17 protein-coding genes are annotated in these 22,478 nt (G+C 34.2%); 7 read left to right on the top strand and 10 right to left on the bottom strand.

Annotated features, from left to right (window positions below; genetic code table 11):
- Positions 1 to 103: 103 nt before the first annotated feature.
- Positions 104 to 2,602 (bottom strand): TonB-dependent siderophore receptor, encoded by a 2,499-nt coding sequence (locus ABD692_RS16725; protein WP_344768790.1) that lies wholly within the window; start codon positions 2,600 to 2,602, stop codon positions 104 to 106.
- Positions 2,603 to 2,745: 143 nt separating this feature from the next.
- On the opposite strand from ABD692_RS16725, the gene ABD692_RS16720 reads away from it, so the two are divergent.
- On the top strand, positions 2,746 to 3,762 hold the full coding sequence (locus ABD692_RS16720; protein WP_344768788.1) for an FAD:protein FMN transferase: 1,017 nt from the start codon (positions 2,746 to 2,748) through the stop codon (positions 3,760 to 3,762).
- Between the two features lie 128 nt (positions 3,763 to 3,890).
- Here ABD692_RS16720 and ABD692_RS16715 read toward each other — a convergent pair whose 3' ends face one another.
- The 5 genes from ABD692_RS16715 to ABD692_RS16695 form a co-directional block, all read right to left on the bottom strand.
- A complete protein-coding gene (locus ABD692_RS16715) occupies positions 3,891 to 6,080 on the bottom strand; it encodes a PepSY domain-containing protein (protein ID WP_344768786.1) in 2,190 nt (729 codons plus the stop codon).
- A gap of 12 nt (positions 6,081 to 6,092) precedes the next feature.
- Positions 6,093 to 6,578 (bottom strand): DUF2271 domain-containing protein, encoded by a 486-nt coding sequence (locus ABD692_RS16710; protein WP_316757935.1) that lies wholly within the window; start codon positions 6,576 to 6,578, stop codon positions 6,093 to 6,095.
- A 4-nt stretch (positions 6,579 to 6,582) separates the two neighbouring features.
- On the bottom strand, positions 6,583 to 8,055 hold the full coding sequence (locus tag ABD692_RS16705) for an ankyrin repeat domain-containing protein (protein WP_344768783.1): 1,473 nt from the start codon (positions 8,053 to 8,055) through the stop codon (positions 6,583 to 6,585).
- 210 nt (positions 8,056 to 8,265) lie between these two features.
- Positions 8,266 to 9,780: a SusD/RagB family nutrient-binding outer membrane lipoprotein gene (locus ABD692_RS16700; RefSeq protein WP_344768781.1), complete on the bottom strand. Its 1,515-nt coding sequence runs from the start codon at positions 9,778 to 9,780 to the stop codon at positions 8,266 to 8,268.
- A gap of 10 nt (positions 9,781 to 9,790) precedes the next feature.
- On the bottom strand, positions 9,791 to 12,817 hold the full coding sequence (locus tag ABD692_RS16695; protein WP_344768779.1) for a SusC/RagA family TonB-linked outer membrane protein: 3,027 nt from the start codon (positions 12,815 to 12,817) through the stop codon (positions 9,791 to 9,793).
- 101 nt (positions 12,818 to 12,918) lie between these two features.
- On the opposite strand from ABD692_RS16695, the gene ABD692_RS16690 reads away from it, so the two are divergent.
- Together ABD692_RS16690 and ABD692_RS16685 are read left to right on the top strand one after the other, a co-directional pair.
- Positions 12,919 to 13,881, top strand: a complete 963-nt coding sequence (locus tag ABD692_RS16690; RefSeq protein WP_344768777.1) for a helix-turn-helix domain-containing protein — start codon at positions 12,919 to 12,921, stop codon at positions 13,879 to 13,881.
- 180 nt (positions 13,882 to 14,061) lie between these two features.
- On the top strand, positions 14,062 to 14,595 hold the full coding sequence (locus ABD692_RS16685) for an OmpA family protein (RefSeq protein WP_316757925.1): 534 nt from the start codon (positions 14,062 to 14,064) through the stop codon (positions 14,593 to 14,595).
- 58 nt (positions 14,596 to 14,653) lie between these two features.
- Here ABD692_RS16685 and ABD692_RS16680 read toward each other — a convergent pair whose 3' ends face one another.
- From ABD692_RS16680 to ABD692_RS16665, 4 genes are all read right to left on the bottom strand, one after another.
- Complete coding sequence (locus tag ABD692_RS16680; protein ID WP_344768775.1) at positions 14,654 to 15,106, bottom strand: hypothetical protein; 453 nt, start codon at positions 15,104 to 15,106, stop codon at positions 14,654 to 14,656.
- Between the two features lie 49 nt (positions 15,107 to 15,155).
- Positions 15,156 to 15,617: a hypothetical protein gene (locus ABD692_RS16675; protein WP_316757922.1), complete on the bottom strand. Its 462-nt coding sequence runs from the start codon at positions 15,615 to 15,617 to the stop codon at positions 15,156 to 15,158.
- A gap of 198 nt (positions 15,618 to 15,815) precedes the next feature.
- Complete coding sequence (locus ABD692_RS16670) at positions 15,816 to 16,220, bottom strand: hypothetical protein (RefSeq protein WP_316757920.1); 405 nt, start codon at positions 16,218 to 16,220, stop codon at positions 15,816 to 15,818.
- 50 nt (positions 16,221 to 16,270) lie between these two features.
- Positions 16,271 to 17,518 (bottom strand): Na+/H+ antiporter, encoded by a 1,248-nt coding sequence (locus tag ABD692_RS16665; RefSeq protein ID WP_344768772.1) that lies wholly within the window; start codon positions 17,516 to 17,518, stop codon positions 16,271 to 16,273.
- 199 nt (positions 17,519 to 17,717) lie between these two features.
- Here ABD692_RS16665 and ABD692_RS16660 point away from each other — a divergent pair, with 199 nt between their 5' ends.
- The 4 genes from ABD692_RS16660 to ABD692_RS16645 are packed head-to-tail and all read left to right on the top strand — an operon-like array spanning position 17,718 to position 22,460.
- The gene (locus ABD692_RS16660; RefSeq protein ID WP_344768770.1) at positions 17,718 to 19,067 is read left to right on the top strand and encodes a M20/M25/M40 family metallo-hydrolase; all 1,350 of its coding nucleotides are present in this window, start codon (positions 17,718 to 17,720) and stop codon (positions 19,065 to 19,067) included.
- Positions 19,068 to 19,111: 44 nt separating this feature from the next.
- Positions 19,112 to 19,585, top strand: a complete 474-nt coding sequence (locus ABD692_RS16655) for a TspO/MBR family protein (protein ID WP_316757914.1) — start codon at positions 19,112 to 19,114, stop codon at positions 19,583 to 19,585.
- 56 nt (positions 19,586 to 19,641) lie between these two features.
- Positions 19,642 to 21,933, top strand: a complete 2,292-nt coding sequence (locus tag ABD692_RS16650) for a patatin-like phospholipase family protein (protein ID WP_344768767.1) — start codon at positions 19,642 to 19,644, stop codon at positions 21,931 to 21,933.
- Positions 21,930 to 22,460: a hypothetical protein gene (locus ABD692_RS16645; protein WP_344768765.1), complete on the top strand. Its 531-nt coding sequence runs from the start codon at positions 21,930 to 21,932 to the stop codon at positions 22,458 to 22,460. Before ABD692_RS16650 ends, ABD692_RS16645 begins: the two co-directional genes overlap by 4 nt.
- The last annotated feature ends 18 nt before the right edge of the window (positions 22,461 to 22,478 follow it).

Raw genomic sequence — 22,478 nt, 5'->3', positions numbered from 1 at the left:
GGAGTAGAAAAACTAGCTTTCTACTCCCTTTTATCCCTTTTTAACAAGGGACTTTTTCAGTGCCCTCATTTAATTGAGCAGGCTTTTTTCGTAAAAATTATTTTTAGAATTTATACGATAAGGTTGTCATAAACTGGCGTGGAGGAATTGGATTCACACTGTAGTTTTCATGTACGAAATAGTTTAATTCGTTTGTGATATTTGCAACTTTGGCAAGTAATGAAACTTTTTTCCAGGTATATCCTGCAGAAAAATCAAACGTAGTAAACGAATTTAAAGGAATCAATCTGCTATATGCTTGGATTTTAGTATCATTGTATCCACCATTACGATCGCCTGTATAATAGGCTGAAGCGCCAAGTTTTAAACCTTTAATACTACCTTCTTGAAAGGTATAAAATAAAGTTCCATTGGCTGTATTTTTTGTAGATCCCACTAACCTTTGTCCTTCAATAGTACCACCAACAGTTACAGATCTTGTTGCGTTAGGGTTTGTGGCTGTAGGTGCAGGTACGGTAAGAATTGTTCGATCACGAGTTTCGGTGTAGCGGATAAAATTGTAGCTATAACCAGCAATAAAATTTAGTCCTTTAACAATTGTTCCAGTAATATCTAGTTCCAAACCATCGCTTAAGGTTTTTCCGTTAAGTTCTTTAATTGTAGCATCAACATTTGGAGTTCCTTGAGCATTAATAAGTGCTTGCTGAGCAAATTTATCATTAGAAATTCTGTACCAGGTTAAGTTAACAGATAATCTGCCTTTAAAAAGATCGTTTTTAACTCCAGCTTCGTACTGATCAACAGTTGATGGATCAAGCGGTGCTAAATTAATATCGGTTCCAGTATTTTGAATAAAATTACTAGCGTAACTTGCATAAATTGAAGTTGTTTTTAATGGCTGATAAATTAAACCGAATTTCGGGGTGAAAGCACTTTCAACTTTTGATTTATCTAAACTATTTACACTTAAGCTTTGCACACCAGTTGCCAGATTGGTAGTAACTGTTCTTGGAGTTTTTTGGAAAGTATAACGAACACCTGCAAGAACTTTAAATTGATCCGTTATCGAAATTAAATCTTGTACAAATGTTCCCATACGATAAAGTGGCGCAAAAGTTTGAGTGGTCATAGTTGCGCTTGGCTCAATACCGCTTCCAAAATAACTAGATGGATCGAGTAAATTTACGTTCCCGTAATTAAAGGCAGTAAGGTTATTATTAAAAGTAAAAGTACCGCTTGTTGTTTTAGATTGATCTGCATCTGCACCAACCAGTAAGGTATGCGATATAGAACCCGTTTTAAATGATCCGTTTAAATTAATTTGCTCGTTATAAGTAAATTCTTTTGATTTAGAACGTGTAACATTACGTTGCGCAAAACCATAAGGTAGTGCCGTTGCAGCAAGCTGATCAGCAAAAGGACGTTCAGCACTAAAGTAATTACGATTGTAGGATTGAATGTTAGCTAATACATTTATTTTCCACGAATCATTAAATTTATGATTAATACTTAATTGAGAAGTAACGGTATTTGTTTGATTATAAGCCCAAGGCGCATTTACGAAGGCGCCGCGACCGATATCAATTATTTGATTATTAACTGTACCTATACCAAAATCTGGTGTCATATCACTTTTCAAATAATCACCTTGTAGTAAAATATCAGTTTTCTCGCTAATTTTGTATAACAAAGATGGGTTAACATAAATTCTGTTAGATTTAACTGAATTTCTGAAACTTCCTGCATTTTCATAAGTCCCGATAGCACGGAATGCCAGCTTCTTAGAAATCGGGCCATAAAGATCTAATGTTGGTTTGTATAGGTCATAACTTCCGCCTCTCATCGAAACCTCGCCACCGTACTCGAATTTAGGTTTTTTAGTTACCAAATTTACAACAGCACCACCGGTAACACCACCATATAATAGCGCTGCACTACCTTTTAAAACCTCAACAGATTCTAATGTACTTGTTTCTGGCATGCCACCACTTGTTGCACGAGAACCATTTTTAAATATGTTATTTGCACCTAAACTGTATCCACGTGCAAAAAAAGTTTCACCACTTACCGAACCACGGTTTTCGCCAAAAGCAACGCCATTAACGTTTTTTAATACATCGCTCAAACGATTTGCTTGTTGATCAGTTATAACCTGATTACCAATAATCTGAACTGATTGAGGCAAGTCCATTGGAGCAATAGCTATTTTACCCAAATTAACAGGTTTTTTATTTGGCGTTCTGTAACCGTTTATCGCAACTTCATCTAATTGAGACGAAGATTCTGTTGTAGAGAAAGTAATTTGAGAAACTTGATTCGCTGTAACGGCAACTTGTTTTTCTTGTACAGAAACTCCTATAGCAGATATTTTGATAATATATGATCCAGGCGCAACATTCTTGATTAAAAAATTTCCTTTCTCATCTGTTTGTGTTCTTTTTCCTGTGTTTTTCAAACCAACGCTTACATAAGCAGCTGGATTTCCATCACTCGTTTTGATTGTTCCAGATACCGATCCGTTCTGCGATTGTGCACTTACAGTTCCTGCAAAAAACAGGCACAGTAATAGACAATTAAAAATTTGGGTAAATTTTTTATACATCTTATTTATATTAATTCTTAGTTGGCGCAAAGAAATGATTAAATTTTTGAAACAACAAATTATTTTTAATTATTCTAAATAAAAATTAAATACGTACAAATGAGCGTTGTATTAATGTTCCTTTGTTAACTTTGCCAATAATTATGAAGTATTCTCTTTTGAAAATTAGTTTAATTACCTCATTTCTGTTTTTATTTTCTATATGCCATGGGCAAGTATTGAGAAACAGAACTACTCTTTTGATGGGCAGCCGATTTGATATTACAATTGTTGATAAAGATTCTTTATCAGCAGAAAATAATATTGATACGGTTATTACCGAAATTAGCCGAATCGAGTTTTTAATTTCTGACTGGAAACCGAGTTCTCAAATTTCGGAGGTTAACAGAAATGCAGGCGAAAAGCCAGTTAAGGTTGATAAAGAAGTTTTAGAACTCACTAAAAGAGCTTTAAATCTTTCTAGAATTACAGGCGGTGCATTTGATATCAGCTTTGCTGCAATGGATAAAATTTGGAAATTTGATGGCTCTATGACGGCAATGCCAACTCCCGATGCCATAAAAAAATCTGTGGAAAAAGTTGGCTATAAAAATATCATTCTGGATAGCATTAACTCAACCATATTTTTAAAATTTAAAGGCATGAAAATTGGTTTTGGTGCTTTAGGCGAAGGTTATGCTGCTGATCAGTGTAGAGATATGATGCTAAAAAGAGGTATAAAAGCTGGCATTGTTAATGGTTCTGGCGATATGAGTACCTGGGGCAAGAATCCAAACGGCCAAAACTGGACTGTTGGTTTAACCAATCCTTTTCATAAAGATAAACTTTTTGCTGCCGTTCCATTATACAACAGTGCCGTGGTAACGTCTGGTAGTTATGAAAAATTTGTTGTTTTTAACGGCAAGCGCTATTCCCACATCATTAATCCAGTAACGGGCTACCCAGCAACTGGTTTAACTAGCGTAACTGTTTTTGGTCCTGATGCAGAACTTGCCAATGGTTTTAGCACTTCGATAATGGTGTTGGGAAAAGAAGCAGGATTAAAGTTTATTAATAGCTTTCCTAAATTTAGTTGTATAATGTTTGGCGATGACGGTAAAGTTATTTTATCGAAAAACTTAAGCAAAAAAACGGTAGGCAGCTGGAAGAAATTGTTATAAAATTTTTCCCTAAAATGCCACTTCGAATATTACAAGAAAACATTTTAGTAAAGAAATTCTTAGGTGAGTCAAAATAAAGGATTTAACTTTTCCGTTGCACTTCAATAGAAATGACGATAACCATTTTCTTAATAACAATCCATTAAAACCTGTCCATGCGATTGGTAATAACTAATGCTCCTGTTTTCTTCTCGTTGACATAAAATTTCCAACCATTCTATGATATCATTTTGCATACTCAAAGAACCGCAAAGCATAATAACTCCGTCACTTTTCAAGGCTTTTAAAACTAACGCTGCATCTTTAGTTAATAAGTCTTTTACATATTGTTTTTCACCTTCTCTCGAATATGCTACATTTAACTTAGTTAATTTATCCAGTTCAGTTTTTAAAGCATTTTCATAAAGTTCGAAAGATAATTTATTTCTAAAACCGCAATAAAAATGAATATTTCTTCCTTTACTATGTTGATCGAGCATCCCTAAAAATGGTGCAATGCCTGTTCCATTGGATATCATGATTACAGTTTTTGCCTTCGATGGGAAATGGAAATGTTCGTTCTTTATAATAGATGCGTTAAGCACCTGTCCTATTTCTAATCTATGTAGAAATCCAGAACCTAAACCTCCAGCGTGGAGTTTAACACTTAACTGAACATCTTTCCCCATTCTGCCAATCGAATATTGGCGTTCTCTGTAATCGTTTGCAGGATAAATTGCAAGCAAATCTCCAGATGTAAATCGCATTCTCTTTTTCGGGCTTAAACGAATAATAAATGAAGTTTCAGCATTTGTAGAAACTGTTTTTTCTACAACTGAGAATTGCTGCATTTTTACAGGTTTCGTTTCTAATAGTTTAGATAACGATGTTAATTCTACATCACATGTTTGTGCCCATAAAGTTGCCCATTTAGTAAATTCTTCTGGCGAACGATCGTTAACGGTATGAATTTCCAATAAAGGTTTTGCCCAATCCTGATGAGATAAGGCATTATTAACTTCGTAGCCAAATTTGCAAAAATCGGGATAAGCATGAGAGCCAAAAGCAACAACAGAAAACTGTACGGAATTTAATTGTTTGTATTTCTCCAGTAGCGAAATAAATTTAGATGAATTTGTTGGTGCATCGCCCAAACCATAAGTTGCTGTTAAAACGATTAACTGTTTTGCTTTAGGAAAAACCTTGTAATTATTTAATTGCCCAATAAAAGAAGTCTTTCCGCTTTTTAACAACTGTTGATGAATGGCTTTGGCAAAACGAAAAGTAGTGCCATTTTCTGAACCAACTAAAATAATGAATTCTGCCTGGTCGAATTTGTATTTATTTTTAACCTGACTAGATCGCCTTTTCCACCAGATTACAAAACCCGAATAAATGAAAAACAAAATATTTGCGGAAGCTATTGCTAAAATGATTGCCCAAATTGCATTGGTTCTGCCTGTGTGCAAATCCATGCTTAAAGTAGTTAACAGTTTTGCTTTCGAATAAGGTTTTTCAGTTAAAACCTCGCCCGTAAGTTGATTAACAGTAATTTCCTTATCGCTTAGTTTAAGGGTAAAATAGTCTTCAACATCTTCAGAAAAAGGAAATTCTATAGATTGAACATCAGCAAGCTTTGTATTTTTAAAAACATCAAAATCAGTAACTTTTTTTTCAGGATTTGATTTTATCGCATCGAAATCAATCTTATGAGAAATCTTTTGTTCTTTAATAACTTCGAAAGTTTTTAAGGACATTATTGTTCCCGTAACCGAAATAAGGATAATGGGAATTAACAAAAGTCGACCTAAAACAACATGATAGTACTGAGCGAAATTATCTTTTACAATTTTCGAAAAAAATCTTTTCAAACTTCGCTGGCGCTGAATAATCAGAACCGTACCTGAAGTCGCAATAAGGAATAACAGGAATGAGGTTAAACCAACGAAAAATCGACCTAACTGATGCAAAAAAAGCGATCGATGAAGCGAAGTAATCCATTGAAAAAACTCGTTCTCCTTCCCTACTTTACCTAAAGATTTTCCAGTAAGCGGATCGATATAAAATTTACCAGAATTATCGTTCAGGTCAGTTGCATCAACAACCATAAATTGGTTATAATCTACACTAACCTCAATAATATCGGTATAGTTTTTTGTTAAGGCCGGAACAACTTGCGCAATAGTAAGTTGATTAAAATTTTTAGCCTTGTAGGATTGCGTTTTTTCGGTAATTGGTTTAAATGAAAGGATAATTCCAGTTACCGATGCCAGGGTTATAAAAAGAAAAGAAGATACGGCCAGTGCTAAGTGGCTGTATCTCCAAATTGAAATTGTCATTTATAAAATTTATTAGTTCGCACTTAAACGAACATATCTGATGTAACCAGTTCCTTCAGTTTTAGCAGCAAGTCCTTCTGTTGTTAAAGGCACTTCTAAATCTTTAACGTAGTATTTTTTATCTTCCACCGCCGATTCGAAACGTAAAGTATAACCTTTGTTAATTTTCGAATCTTCGATTTCAAATGTTGTTACGCTTCTATCGCCACCAGTTACCGATGCGCCTGTAATTGCACTAATATTTGTAGGTTTTTTCTTAAAAAACTTATGCCATTCTTTAAAATCTGGATACCACTTTTTATCAGAACCCATTATATATAATGTTTTTTCATATGCACCTTTAGCATCAACCAAAGAAACCACAATGTAAGCACCCTCACCCATGTAATTAGTCATCTGCAACATGCATTTGTATTTTGTAGCTTTTTGAGCCATTGATGCATAAGAAGTAGAAAATATCAAACCTAACCCAAGGCATATTTTATAAAAATTGTTCATTATTTTATTTTAAAAAGTCTATTGCTATTTTGTTCTTAGATAAAAATTCGTTTTCTGTAGCTAAATCAAAAGGTGTTTCTTTAAATTCTGTAGTAATATCTTTTTTAGCTCCGATAGAAATCAAATATTTCATTAATGCTGTGTCTTTCGCCGTCATTGCTGCTTTATGCAATGCAGTATAACCTTCTTTATTTTTAAGGTTTACATCAACGTTTAAAGGTTCGATACGTTTTAAAAGCGCTAAATCATTTTTAGCAACTGCTAAGTGGTATAAAGAATTCCCATTTGGTTGAACAGCTTTTAAATCAAAGCCTTTATCGGTAAGTAGTTTAAATTTAGCTTCAAAATCTTCCATACCACGTGGATTGTAAGCTTGCAAAAGATATGCAGAAATGTTATCGCCACTTTTGTCTACAATATTAATATCTGCTCCTTTATCTAATAAAAACTTAACAACATCAGCTGAATTACCACGAACGGCTAATGCCAACGCAGAAACACCTTTTACATTTACTTGGTTAATGTTTTTAACGCTTTTAGATAATAATTCTAGCGTAGGTAAATCTCTGTTAGAACCAGCAGCAACCATAAAGGCTGAATTACCTTCTTTATCAGCAAGATTAATATCTACGCCTTTAGAGATAAAATAATTGATAATTTCTTCTTGTTTTGGTTTGCGGGCAATATAGTAAAGCGCATTTTCGCCATTTGTGCCAATTGCTGTGGGTTTAATTTTTAACCCTTCTAAATATTTAAAAACTTCTAACGAATTAGAAGTACCTCGACCACCTTGTGCAGCCATAATCATTGCATTATCGTTATACTTAACACCTTTTTGAATTAATTTATTCATCAATTCGATGTTGCCGCTTTTTGCAGCATAATTAAAAGCAGTGTTACCAGTAGCGTCTTTGCTGTTAAGATCTAGGCCTTTAGAAACGAAATAATCAGTAAGCGCAAAATCTTTATCATTTGCGATAGCAATTAACAATGCATTTGCTCCGTCATGATTAAGATCTTTTTTAATGTCTGCTCCTTTTTGAATTAATAAATCGTACACTTTTGTGTTTTGCTGACCAGCTGCAGCAGCAAAAGTTAAGGCAGTATATCCATGACTATCCTGAATATCTACTTTAGATCCATTTTTTAAAAGGTACTCCATTACTGGAACATTCCCCCGTTGAGCCGCCCAAATAAGGTATGTTCTGCTATCGTGTGTTATTTTGTTTACATCATTTCCAGGCTGAGCCAGAAGAAACAAAATAGATTCTTGTGGTGCGTTACTGTTAATTGCATAAACAACTGCATCAAATGATGATGCATTAAGTTCTGATGGACTGCTTCCTTTAGCAATTTCTGCTTTAATAGAAGCTAAATCTGTATTTCCTTTCCAGAATGCCTGATCGAAAAAAGTGTTTTTTTGAGCCTGTGCACTCAAAGAAGCTATTGTCAGAATAGCCAGGATGATTTTTTTCATTTTAGAGCTAAGTATTTTGTGATTTATAATTCGATAGTCTATATAATTATTCAATAACAGACTAAAAGAATTTCGGCTAAGTTAACAAGAATCATTCTAAATAATAAACGTTATGAGCTTTTTATTTAAATTAATTAAAAATTACTCGTTTTGTATAAAAAAAATAAACCGTTGAATGTTTGTTCAACGGTTTAAATCCATTATAAAAAATTATTTGTCCCACCAAATTTTATCTACAGTAACTTGATCGCTACCCTGCTTACTGGCTTCAGCGTTGTTAGTTTGTCTTTCCGATTCGGGATACATTAAACGCAACGGTCTTGCTGTTGCAGAAGGCGCAAGTAGAGAATTTGGAATCGCAGGTAAACTTAGTCTTCTGTAATCGCTCCAGGCTTCAATCCCACTAATGCTGTTCATAGAAAGCCATTTTTGAGTTATAATTGCACTTATTTTATCGGTAGCTTGATCTAAATTTACAGTTGCCTGAGCATTGTAAGCTGCAAAACTTGCTGCTGGAACTTCAGTATAAGCAAATGAAGCTTGAATACCTTGCTCGTAAAAAGTTTTTGCACTTCCTGTAATCCAGCCACGCTGAGCTGCTTCTGCCTGTAAAAACAAACTTTCGAAAGCACCCATTAAAACTAAGGGTTGCAAAGCATTCTTCAATAAACCAGCTGCTGCACTTGCATTTTCTTGTGGTCCACGAAGTGCCGATGTTGCGGCTCTGTTATACTCTCCCGCAGCATTTGGGTTTCCGAATAATACGCCTTTATAATCTCCAGCAGCAGGTTGATAAACTTTAGCCATACGCGGATCGTTACGTTGTTTGTATTGATCGATTAAGAAAACTGTTGGCCGTAAATTATCGAAAGCAGCAGTTGTTGCTCCTTGAACGTTGCGGTAATAAGTATCCCAAAATGGATTAATTTTGCCAGCTGTGTTTTCATAGCCTGGTTTTAGCGTAACATTTTGAGTTAATTCTAAGTAACCACTTCCTTCTGCTACTATTTTCTGAATTTCAGCCGTAATATAAGTGTTGTTATTGGTTTCACTTTGGCGGATAAGTGCTCGTAATTTTATTGTATTTCCAAATTTAGCCCACAATTGTTTCGAGCCTCCAAAAATAACATCTGCTCTGGCAATTGATGGATCAGCAGCAGCGGCTTTAACTTCGTTGATTCCTTCTGTTATCAGATTTACAGATTTTTGATAAACAACTTGCCCACTTTCATAACGTGGTGTTGGAAATTTTGTTCCCTGCAAAGCATCATCGAAAGGAATGTTATTGTAGATATCAACCAATCTTAAAAAGTGCCAGCCTTGCATAATTTTAGATATTCCTGTATAATATCCTGCACCTTCAGCTTGCCCTTGTTCTTTAATTAATTGATAATAAAGTAAGTTTTGAAAACCGTTTTCCCAAATTGGAATACCATCTCTTTGGTGCCTGATTGAAGGACCATCATAACTTTTTTCTTTAAAATACTGGTTAATGCCTTCACTGTTTGTTCCCCAATAACCGCCCCAAAAGGAGCCCAATTGATTAAGTTGAATCGCTTCTTGATTTACTGTACTTAAAAGAGCAGCAGGTAATTTAGAACTCAATGGCAAATTTTGGTTTACTGGATTGTTTGGATCATCATTTACATCCAAAAATTTTTCGCAAGAACTTAATCCAACAGTGATTAATGCTGCGAACAGATATATATTTAAATTTCTTTTCATTTTTATTTCTTTAAAATACCACGTTAACATTAAACCCAAATGTTCTGTATGGAGGAACTTGTCTAAAACTTATATACCCATCTGTATCATTGTATAAATACTCTGGATCGCCATAGGTATTATCTTTATGTCTGATTAAAAATAAATTGTTTGCAATAAAACTGATTCTTGCTTCTTTGATTACGTTTTGTTTTGCCAATAATTTTGCTGGCAAATTATAGGTAACGTTAAGCTCACGCATTTTAAAATAGTCAGATTTTGCAGCAGTATTACTTTGAACAGCTCCTTGAGCTTGCCAAAAAGCCTTATCGCCTCTTGATAATACAGTTGTATTTGGTGTAAAAACACCTGGAGCCGTTTCTATTACCGAATTTGGGTAAATAAAAGGCTGGCGATTAAATTCTACAGTTGCTGGGTGTGTACCTGCAGTGTACATTCTTGGTACAATCTCAGAGTATAACCATCCGCCCATTCTCCAATCGAATTGTGCACCTAAACTGATATTTTTATAAGTTAATGTTGTATTTAAACCCATTTGATGGGGTGGTACCATTGTTCCCAAATGCACTGGATCTGTAGCTACAATTGGGTTACCGTTTGCAGGATTGATTACGACATTGCCATTCCCATCTCTTTTGTAATCGCTAACTTGTAAGCTTGGGTAAGCCTGCCCTATATTGGCGTAAGATTGACGGAAAATATTAAACGACTCTAATCCCTGGAATAATTCTTTAACCTGATTATTTATATAGGTATAGTTAAAACCTAAGTTCCACTTAAAGGTGGCATTACGAACAACATCTCCATTCAGATTTAATTCGATAACACTGTTAGTTAATCTACCTGCATTTACCCTTGCACTTGCATAACCTGTGGCGCGAGAAGTGGTTGCATTAAAAATCTGACCTTTCGAATCAGAGAATACATAAGCCCCTTCAAAGTTTAAACGATTATTAAATAAACCCAATTGAATTCCAGCTTCGTAAGAGGTAACAAATTCGGGTTCGATATTTGGATTTGGAAAAGTTGATCCTGGAAGGAAACCAACCAAATTTCCAAATGGAAAACCATTTACTTGCGAATAAGGATTGTTTAATGAATAGGGATTTAAGGTATTATTTCCTGTTTTGTTATACGATGCATAAACCTTACCAAAAGAAAGTGTTTTGCTATTTTTTAACCCTTTAATGGCTTCAGAAAATACAAATGATGTACTTACTCCTGGGTAGAAATAAGAACGATTTTCTTTACTCAACGTAGAAACCCAATCGTTTCTTCCTGTTAAGGTTAAGAATAAATAGTTGTTATAACCCGCAGTAAACTCTCCGTAAGTTGCTAAAGATCTGTATTCGGTAATCGTGCTTCTTCCTGCCAATTGCCCTAATGCACTTCCTTGATTAAACAAATCGGGAAAAAGAAGATTTGCCGAGCTTAAGTTATGGGCTTTTGTGTAATCGCTTCTTAAATTCTGGCCTACTAATAAACGAGTGGTAAATTTTCCAAAATCCTTATTGAAGTTTAAAATTAAGTCGCTGTTAACCTTTCTAAAATTATCAGAACCATCATTTACAGAACCATTTACATTTCTTTGTCCTGTTGATTCGAATTTACCAACTGTACTTCTGGTTTCGGCAGCAGTTGAGTAATATCCAAAGCGGTATAAAGCTTTAAACCACGAGGTAAATTGATAATCCAATTCAATTTTTCCTGTTAAAGTTTGTTGTTTGGTATCATCTCGATAATTATCAATCTGGAAATAAGGATTTTTTTGCTGATCCGTAAAGAAATTAGCTGGATTAGATGTAGAACTTCTATCCTGCCAGTTTTTCATGTTAGTATAGTCGAAATTTGCAGGCAATTGATATGCTGTTATCCAAGGTCCATCAGGTGTAGTATTTTTATTAAAAAGCACGTAGTTTACAGCGTAGGATGTATTTAATTTACCAAATTTTCTGGTTCCATTAAATCTCGCACCTGTTCTTCTACTTTCATCTTCAGGCATTATACCTTTTATCGATACATCTTGAGCAGAGAAAAAATAAGTCGTTTTATCATCCCCCCCAGAAAAGGAAAGGTCGTTTTGCATATTTAAACCAGTATCGAAAAGATTTAATCGGGCATCCTGATCTGGTGCTGCATATAGCGATTGTGGTTGAGTTCCATTTGGCAAAACAGCACCAAAGTTTTTCATTGTACCATCAAATGCTGGGCCCCAGCTTTCGTATTGTGTAGGCACATAAGCTCCATTTACCCCTTGCCCAAAAGTATTCTGAGCTGGTGGTAACATCATCACTTTAGAAAACGTTGTGGTGTTAGAAAAAGTAACTCTTCCTTTACCTTTAGCCCCTTGCTTAGTCGTAATCATAATCGCACCGTTAACACCTTCCGAACCATAAAGTGCGGCCGCATTAGCACCTTTTAAAACGGTAATTTCTTCAATATCGTTAGGATTAATTCTGCCAATTGTTGGTACAGGAACACCATCTAAAACATAAATTGGTTCGTTTTTAGTTCGGTTTAAAGATCTCGAACCACGCATAACAATCTGAATTTGTGGATCGACCTTACTATCGTACATATTTACACGTAAACCCGAAACCTTACTGGTTAAACCAGTTAAAGGATTAATAGCTTTCCCCTGATTCAGGTAATCGTTCTTTAAGCTCTGCGTACTTGTACCCAACTCTCTTGCCGAGCGTTTAATACCTAAAGCACCAGTAACTACAAGTTCAGCCAATTGGTTTTCTTGGGTAGCTAAGGTTATCAAAAGTGGTGTGTTTGCGTTGTTTAAAGCAATAACCTGTCTTTTATAGCCAATATAAGCTATAGATAACTTGTCCCCAGAGTCGGCTGAAATTGAGAATTCTCCTTGATTATCGGCATAAACACTTTCGTTTTTACCTTCTACAAATATTGTTGCACCAGCCAGAGGCTTCCGCTCTGCATCTGTTACTTTTCCCTTGAACATGATTTTCTGAGCATTGGCATATAAAGAGAATGCGAATACACAGAAAAGCATAAGTAAACTTTTCTTCATATATTTTTTGTCAATTAATGATTTTGTTACTAATATTATTTATAAGCAGTCTAAATAAATACTAGATTTGTGGCAAAAGTATCATTTACAAAAAACTCAAAATGCCCGATAAAGGAAATTTTATAACCGAATACGGAAATAATAAAAACGGATATAATAAAGATGCTTCCGAGCATAAAATGGATAAAGAATCGAAGCAATTTGAATTAAAGATTGATGGCGCTTTAATTAGAAAAATAAATATTAAGTCTGGTGGTTTCTATCTTCATAAAATGGATGTAGAACCAGATGAATTTTATATAATTTTAAGTAATAACACTACTATAAAAGTAGATGGCGATAATCATAAAACGCTATTACTTCCCGATAGATACCTGATTATTTGCGAAAAGAATAAAACCAGCTATCGTTTCTTTATCAACTATGTTGATGATAATGAGGCTATTTATTTCTTGCGGCTAAACAAAACCAGATACAAACTATTTACTGATTTAATTGCTTTCAATGCAGAGCTTTATGCAGATTTAAACATTACAGATATACTGTTTAATATGTTTAATTGCAATTATAAAGAAGAATTAAAAGCAAATTATCTGGAAGCCAAAACAATGGAATTATTGTGTGCATTGGAATATCAGATAAAAAATCTGGAAACAAATTCTGACACAGTTGAGGTCCCAGAACAGATGAATCAGGCTATACATTTGGCTCGTGAAATAATGATTGAGGATTTAAAAACCCCGATTTCTCTTATAAGTTTGGCTAGAAAAATTGGCACCAATGAAAATTATCTGAAAAAGTATTTTAAAATTGTTTTCGGACAAACAGTTTTCAGTTTTTTAAACGAGTACAAGATGAAAACCGCTAAAAGAATGCTGCTTAAAGATAAAATGCAGATTAGCCAGGTTGCTGCAGACTTAGGTTATAAAAACTCATCAAATTTTAGTGCTAACTTTTTTAAATATTATGGTTTTTTACCTAAAAAGTTAAAATCAGCAAAACTTTACCTGCTTTTATTTATCGAAGAACTAATTGCGCTATTTCAAAATATAATTGCTGTTTAATATGCTTTCAAACAATATAAATATTCATTTTTAAAATATTAATATTCCAAAAATTACTTGCTTAAACCCAATCAAATTCTCGAAAATATAAGTTCTTTAAAAAAGTATCGTTATAGCTTTAATCAATTAGTACGTATTTTACTTGAATACAAAATTAATTCCTAAAACAAATTTTGAAACATGAACATTACTAAAAATCTTTTATTTACTGCACTTATCGGAATGGCAACTTTAACAATGTATTCTTGCAAAGCAAAAAAAATGATTGCTAAGCCAGATCCAGCGCCTGTTGCTAAACCTACCCCTCCTGTTGAAGAAAAAAAGCCTACTCCTGAACCTGTAAAAGAAGCTGAAACGCCTAAACCAGCAGATAAACCAAATTTTAATTTAGATAATATTCAGTTTGAATTTAATTCTGCAGTATTAAAAACTTCATCTTTCTCTATTTTAGATAAAGCAGTTGCAGAAATGAAAAAATCACCTGATACGAAATTTGTTTTAAATGGTCACTCATCAGCCGAAGGTACACCCGATCATAATATGTCTTTATCTATAGATAGAGCAAATTCTGTAAAATCTTATTTGGTTAATGCTGGATTAAATGCATCGAACTTTAGAATTGTTGGCCATGGCGAAAAAGAGCCTGTAAGTTCTAATAATAGTGAAGAAGGTAGGATGTTGAACAGAAGAACTGAAATTAAGATAGATAATTAAATCCTTGATAAAAAAAACGGGCTTGAATTTGAATTCAAGCCCGTTTTTTTTAATCTATTTATAGCGGTAATATTTTATTAAACTTTGATATAGTAGACACTGGTCCATCTGCGGGATAAGTAATGTGGTTAATCGTAAGAATAGATAGATAAGTTATTAAAAACTTACCATTTTCGTATAACTTAGTGTTAACTGTTGTTTTTAGCATTGAACCATTCGCTTGCCTTTCGGTCTGCTCTGTAATCGAAACTTTTAAATTATCACCTTCAATTGTGTACTTCCCGCTTAAAGTTGTTAATAAACCTTCTTTATCAGAAGCCTTAAGCGAAAAACCTCCTCCTGGTTCAAAAACAACAAGTCGGGCGAAGCCACCAGTTAATCCACTTTCTTGCCAAGCGCCAGTAAGAACATCTTTTTTACCGTCAGGCTCGGTTCTATCTTTTTTGCACGAAATCATAACTACAGAAAGCAAAAACAGCAATCCATAGGTTTTCAGTAATTTGTTTATCATCGTTTAAAGGTTTCTAGGTAAAACGTATGAATTTTACAAAACGCTACAATTAACCAAAGTCTTCGTTTTCCGAGCCAGTTTCTAAGCGCTTAAGTTCTGCATCCATATCTAGCATAGCCATTTCTTGCTTTGCAATAAGTTCTCGGCAAGCAGCAAGTTGGCTCCGTAATTCAAAAATTTCTTTTTGAAGTTCAATCATGCTTTTGCCAGTTTCTTCTTGCGCTTTTTTAAGCTCAAGTCTGGCCATAAATCCGCCTTCGTTTAAAAAAATCTCTAAACCCGATTGTTTGCCTATGAGTGCAGGAAGTGGGTGTCCGTGAACTTCACCGATTAGTATAATTAAGTTTAATTGATTTAATAACTGAAGGTATTCTGAAGCTAAAATGGCATTTCCACGAAAAATACTCAATACTCTTTCTGTTTTAATATATTCTTCGTGTTTAAATTCTTGAAGAATTCTATCAAGCAATTCGCACTTAGCCGAAGTTAGATTAATTGGAAACCTATCCATTACAGATTATTTTGGGATGATTAAAACTCAGAGATGTAAACCGATTTACATGAATAAATATATAAAATATTTACTAATGGCATAAAGTTTTTGACTTTAAGTCCTTACTCCAAAAAACTCTAATTTTAAATCAACACGCAAATAGCAAAAATTTAAAATTTTTGGCTTTAATCCTCATAAAACTGTAATATAAAATAGTTACTGCCTTTCGTAAGTAACCTCAACACCATCAGCAGCTATAACCCCTATAAAAATAGTTAGTTTATTGCCCGATAAATTGGTATAATATTTTTCTGCCGAGGTACTAAAAGTTATAGCAGAATTAGCTTGGTTGTTATTAATATCCTTACGCTCTGTCGACATTACAAATGTACCCGATTGGATAAGTTTCCCTTGGCTATATCGTTCAAAGTTCTGATTATTAAAAACATAAATATCGCCATTTCCTTTTTTGTAATTAGGATCTGCACCAGCAATCATGCCGCCAGCTACATGGCGCAACTCCCAGGTTCCATTTATACCTTTTTCTAAAGATTTCTTTTTACACGCTGAAAAAATAAAAAGTATAGATAATACCAGTGTTAATTTTAGAATGTTTTTCATGGTTAGTTTTTCTTCATTAAACGTGTATCAATATAAAAACGCTACAAAAATTAAGGTTCAGCATTTAATTTTTTCACTAACCAGGGTAAACTTAATCCTTGCCCAATTAATGTAAAAAGTACAACAACAACGGATATAAAAATAATAACATTACGTTCAGGAAATGGTGTTCCATCACTAAGTTTTTCGGGCAAACCGATGGCAATTGCTAAAGAAACAATGCCTCTCATCCCCGACCAGCTAATAATTAAGCTATTTTTAAAATCGAGCAAAGCAAATTCTGTAATCCTTCCTTTTCCTTTATCAAAAGCCCTTTGTAAATTCGATTTTTGCCAAAAAACCCTAACCATTCTTAATGCCAACGTAATTATTGTAATGATAAAAGCATAACCTATATATTGCCATACCATAACCTTACTAATACTTTTAATTACATACGGAAACTGCAAACCAATTAAGATAAAAATTAATCCGTTTAATAGAAAAATCACGATATCCCAAATAGATTTAGATTGTTCTTTTAGTTTTTGGGGAAACATTTTAACACTAAATCGTGCAATTCCTAAACCTAAAACCACAACTGCAATCACACCCGAAACATGAACGTGCTCGGCAATTAAGTAAGTTAAAAATGGTGTTAGTAACAAAAAACTAAGAATTACAAGTTGGTTTCGATCTACTTTTCTAATAATCCAACCCAATATTTTACTCATCAACATGCCAACCAAAATACCACCTGCCATTAAAATCAAAAATTCTAAACCAGCACGCCAAAATACAAATGCCGAACCAGTAACCGCAGCAACAGCAAATCGATAAGCAACCAAAGCCGAAGCATCGTTAATTAAACTTTCTCCTTCTAAAATAGTATTGGTTTTATGCGAAAGCCCTAATCCCTTGGTAATACTCATAGCTGCAACAGCATCGGTTGCCGAAAGTATGGCACCTAAAACAAAAGAAAGCGGCCAGGTCATGTTTGGTATTAAATAATGTGCTACCACAGCAATACCCACCGCCGTTAAAAAAACTAACGAAATAGAAAGTGTGCCAATTGTATTAATATTGGTTTTAAACTCTTTAAATGATATGTTAAAAGCTGCATCGTAAAGTAGTGGCGGTAAGAAAATTAAAAATATAATTTCTGGATTTAATGAAACTGGTGGAATTGATGGAATAAAACCTATTGAAATACCCGCAATAATTAGCAAAACAGGATACGGAAGTTTAATCTGATCGGCAATTGCCGAAAGACCAATCATTATTGTAAGAATTAAAATAACTACACTATAATTTTCCATAAGTTATACTTTGCGAAGCCCTATACCAATCCGTTTTGAAAAGTAAATATACAAACTCATCATTACAAGCTGTTTCTAGCAAAAACGCCACCGAACGAATTGCAATCATCTATTATCTTTAAATTGTTACAGCATTTCGATTGATGAGTATAAAACAATTCTCAATATTCGATACATTAGCTATCTTAATTATTCTTGCATGAAAAAACTTTTTACGATCGCACTTTTTACTGGTTTTGCCTTTTCAGCGAAGGCACAAACTATTGTTAATCGCCACACCGATATAGATAAGATGGTTAAATCTGTTAATGCAGATTCCTTAAAATCTTATATAACAAAAATGGTTTCTTTTGGAACAAGAAGTACTATAAGTGATATAAAAAGTAAAACAAAAGGTATTGGCGCAGCAAGAAATTGGGTGGTTAGTAAATTTGATCAATTTGCAAAGCAAAGCGATGGCAGACTAACTGCTTTTTTAGATACAACAACAATTAAGCCCGATGGTAAACGTGTTGACCAAACAATTTTATTGGGCAATGCAGTCGCCATTTTAAAAGGAAATGATGTTAACGATAAACGCGTTTTCGTTGTAAGTGGGCACTTGGATAGCCGTGTAACCGATGTAATGAATCGCGTAAGTGATGCACCTGGTGCAAACGACGATGGTAGCGGTGTTGCTGGCGTTATTGAAGCAGCCAGAATAATGAGCAAATATAAATTCTCTGCAACCGTAATTTTTGTAGCCGTTAGCGGCGAAGAACAATCTTTATTAGGTTCGGGGTTTATGGCTGCTAAAGCAAAAAAAGAAGCATGGAACATTGAAGCCATGCTAAACAATGATATGATTGGAAGCAACAATGCAAGTGAAACTCAAATTATAGATAATACAAAACTTCGCGTTTTTAGCGAGGGTTTACCTGCTTTCGAATTAGATAAAAACGCAAAAAATATTCGACAATTTGGCTTAGAAAATGATGGAAAAAGCAGACAATTGGCTCGTTATGTAAAAGAGATTGGCGAACGCTATGTTGATCAGCTTGAGGTTAAATTAATTTATCGCAACGATAGATTTCTTCGTGGTGGCGACCATACACCTTTCGTAGAAAATGGTTTTACAGCAGTTAGAATCACCGAAATGAACGAGAACTTCGAACATCAGCATCAAGATTTAAGAACCGAAAAAGGTGTAAAGTACGGGGATTTAATTGAGTTTATGGATTTTGAATACCTGCGAAAAAACACAGCTGTAAACATCGCCGTTTTAGCTAATTTGGCTAAGGCTCCATCAATGCCAACAGAAGTTAAAGTTGACGTTAAAAACCTGAGCAACTCTACTTTTCTGTACTGGAAAGCACCTGTAAATGGCACCACAAAAGGGTATTACATTTTAATGCGTGAAACTAGTAGCCCTGTTTGGCAGAAGAAATTTTTTACTACAGCAACTGAATTACGTTTACCTTACAGCAAAGACAATTATTTATTTGCGGTTCAAAGTATTGGAAACGAAGACAATGAAAGTTTACCAGTTGTACCAACAGTTGGCAGATAGAAAAACATTTAGGTTTTATGCTTGTTTAAACTGAAATTAGTGACATGAAATTTAAACCAGTAGCTTTAATTATTAATATTGCTATAACGCTTGGAGTTGGAGCTTTAGGTGGTTGGGCAACAGCAAAATCAGTTCAAACCTGGTACCCAACCCTAAATAAGCCATCATTTAATCCACCAAATTGGCTATTTGCACCAGTTTGGACAAGCCTTTACGTTTTAATCGGAATTGCAGCCTATTTGGTGTGGATTAGGAGAGATAAAATTGTACACTTTCCAAGAACCGTTGCGATTTACTTTATTCAATTAATATTAAATCTGGCTTGGTCTTTTATATTTTTCTATCTCCACGAAGTTGGGTTTGCTCTCGCAGAAATTATTCTACTGTTAATAGTTATAGTTGTTAATGCCTCCATGTTCTATAAAATTAATAAATGGGCAGGTTTAATTTTCATTCCATACTTCTTATGGGTAAGTTTTGCATCATTTTTAACTTATAACATCTTCATACTAAACTAATTTCTAAAAGAAAATCTTATTTTTAGAGGGTGGTAACTTTTAAAAGATTTTTGCTGATGCTTTTCGTTTTGTGCTGTACCCAGTTACAGGCGCAGAAAATTGGACTTGTTTTTAGTGGCGGTGGTGCCAAAGGTCTCGCTCACATTGGCACTTTAAAAGCCTTAGAAGAAAATCACATTCCCATCGATTACATTACAGGAACCTCAATGGGTGGCATAGTTGGTGCAATGTACGCCGCTGGTTACACTCCTTCTCAAATAGAAAAAATTGCCCTTAGCGATGAATTTCAAAACTGGGTTAATGGCAGATATACCAGCGATTACACTTATTTCTTCGAAAAAAATGCGCCAAATGCATCCATGCTTGCGGCAAAAGTCGCTATTGATACAGGATTTCATTTGAGTTTTCGTTCTAATTTAATAAATGACATTCCTTTAAATTTTGCCTTTCTCGAACTTTTCTCTCAGGCATCAGCCGTTTCAAAAGATAATTTCGATAATTTGTTTGTCCCTTATCGCTGTATGGTTGCTGATGTGTTATCGCAAAAAAGTATTACAGTAAACAAAGGCAGTTTAGCCGAAGCGGTAAGAGCAACCATGACCGTTCCAATAATTTATCGCCCGATAAAATTAGATGGCAAATATGTTTTCGACGGGGGTTTATACAATAACTTCCCTGCCGATGTTATGCAAAAAGAATTTAACCCAGATTTTATTATTGGAGCGAATGTTTCATCAAAAACATATAACGAATACCCAAAAAACAACGATGACAGGTTAATGAATCGCTTTTTGGTTTTTATGTTCTTATCAAAATCCGATTCGACAATGGTTGGTAAAAACGGCATTTATATCCAACCCGATTTAACAGGTTACAGCGTTACAAATTTCTCGCCAGCAAAAGAACTTATAAAAAAAGGCTATGATGCTACAATGGCCGAAATGGAAAAAATAAAAAACGCTATTAGCCGAAGAGTTACCGATGAAGATTTAGAAAAAAGAAGAGCTAGGTTTAATGACCAAAAACGCGATTTCGTGTTTAATAACATAACTGTTTCGGGGGTAAATGAACAACAAAAAAGATACGTCGAACGTCTTTTTAAAAGTGATAAGAAAACATTCAATCTGCAAGACATAAAACGTGGCTATTATAAGCTCGTGGCCGATCAAACCTTCGAAACCATATATCCTAAAATTGCTTATCAACCTACAACCGATAGTTATACATTTGAAGTAGTTGCGCAACCTAAAAAAAGTTTTAAACTTGATATAGGCGGAAATATCTCGTCGAGGCCAATTAGTAATGTTTTTTTAGGCGCACAATACAATTATCTAAATCGTAAGGCATATACATTTGGTACAAGTTTTTATTCAGGTCGTTTTTACGAATCGGTTCAGGTTAGTGGCCGAGTAGATTACCCAACAAAACTACCATTATTTGTTGGGGCAGAATTAACTTACAATCACTGGAATTTTTATAATACAAGCCAAATTTTTATAGAAAACCCGCATCCAATTTATATCGAACAATCTGATAGAAAAATAGATTTGATGATGGGTGTTCCCTTAAACTATAATACTAAAATTGTATTGCACTCGTCATTTATTAATAATCAAGATGAGTATAGCCCGAACAGTACTTTTGCAGTGGGCGATTTATTAGACCAAACCATTTTTAATGGATTTAAAGCTTCATTAAACCTGGAAAAAAATTCTTTAAACAGAAAACAATACGCCACCCGAGGACAAAGCTTTTTGTTGAGTTTTAATTTTACTACAGGTCGTGAAAACTATAATCCAGGGAATATTTTCCGAAACGTTGTACCAGCCAATACATTTTTACCATCGAACCATTTAAGGCAATGGATTGGTGTAAAACTATCACAGGAAAACTATTTTCTACATTTAAAGAAATATACTCTAGGCTACATTGTTGAAGGCGTAATCTCTAATCAGCCATTATTTAACAACTACTATTCTACCCTATTGGTAGCACCAGCGTTTTATCCGTTACAAGATAGTCGGTCGTTATTTCTGGATAAATTTAGAGCATCTACCTACGCTGCAGGCGGAATTAAAAATATTTTCAGTGTTAGAAAAAATTTAGATTTTAGATTAGAAGGTTACTTATTTTTACCCCACAAAGAATACGAATTAAACAATTTACAGGATGTAGCTTATGCAAAAGCCATTACAAAAATCCGCTATGCAGCTACTGCGGGCTTGGTTTATCAAACGCCAGTTGGCCCTGTTAGTTTAAGTTATAATTTATATAACGACGCGATTAAAAGAAATGGTGTATTATTGCATATCGGTTATTTAATTTACAATAAACGTTCTATAGAATGAAACTAGGCTTTATCTTATTTTTCCTTTGCTTAATCAGCTTTTTCGGTTTTGCACAAACTTCAGAAATTAATAACTTTCTTGTTAAAGAAAACTTATTGAAAAACAATAAACTAGCCATTATTGCAGCCGATTCATTAGATAATCCAAACGAAAACATAAACGGAATTTACACCTTTAGTGTTAGCGGTTTTACCCAAAGCCTTAAATTTAATGATGGGATTGCAGTACTTCCATTACCCATCGAGCGCTCTACTTTTATTTACTTAAAACACCAAAACGATTCGGGTACACACAGCAAACTAGTATATGTTTATAAAAAAGAAAACGACTTAAGTCCGCACGCTATTAATAGTTTATGGCTTTTCATAATCCCTGTACTACTGGTAATTATTGCCTTTGCATTTAGAAAACTAATCATTTTTGCAGTTATTATTTTTCTGGTGTTCGTATATTTTAACCACAGCAGCGGCCTAAACCTGGCTACTTTTTTCGAGAGTATATTTGATGGACTTAAAAATCTATTCTAATTTAGAAAAACCGTTTAA

The sequence above is a fragment of the Pedobacter ginsengiterrae genome (genome assembly GCF_039537385.1).
GTDB lineage: Bacteria > Bacteroidota > Bacteroidia > Sphingobacteriales > Sphingobacteriaceae > Pedobacter > Pedobacter ginsengiterrae.
The sequence above is the reverse complement of the archived record's forward strand: the minus strand, read 5'-3'. Positions and strand labels throughout refer to the sequence as shown.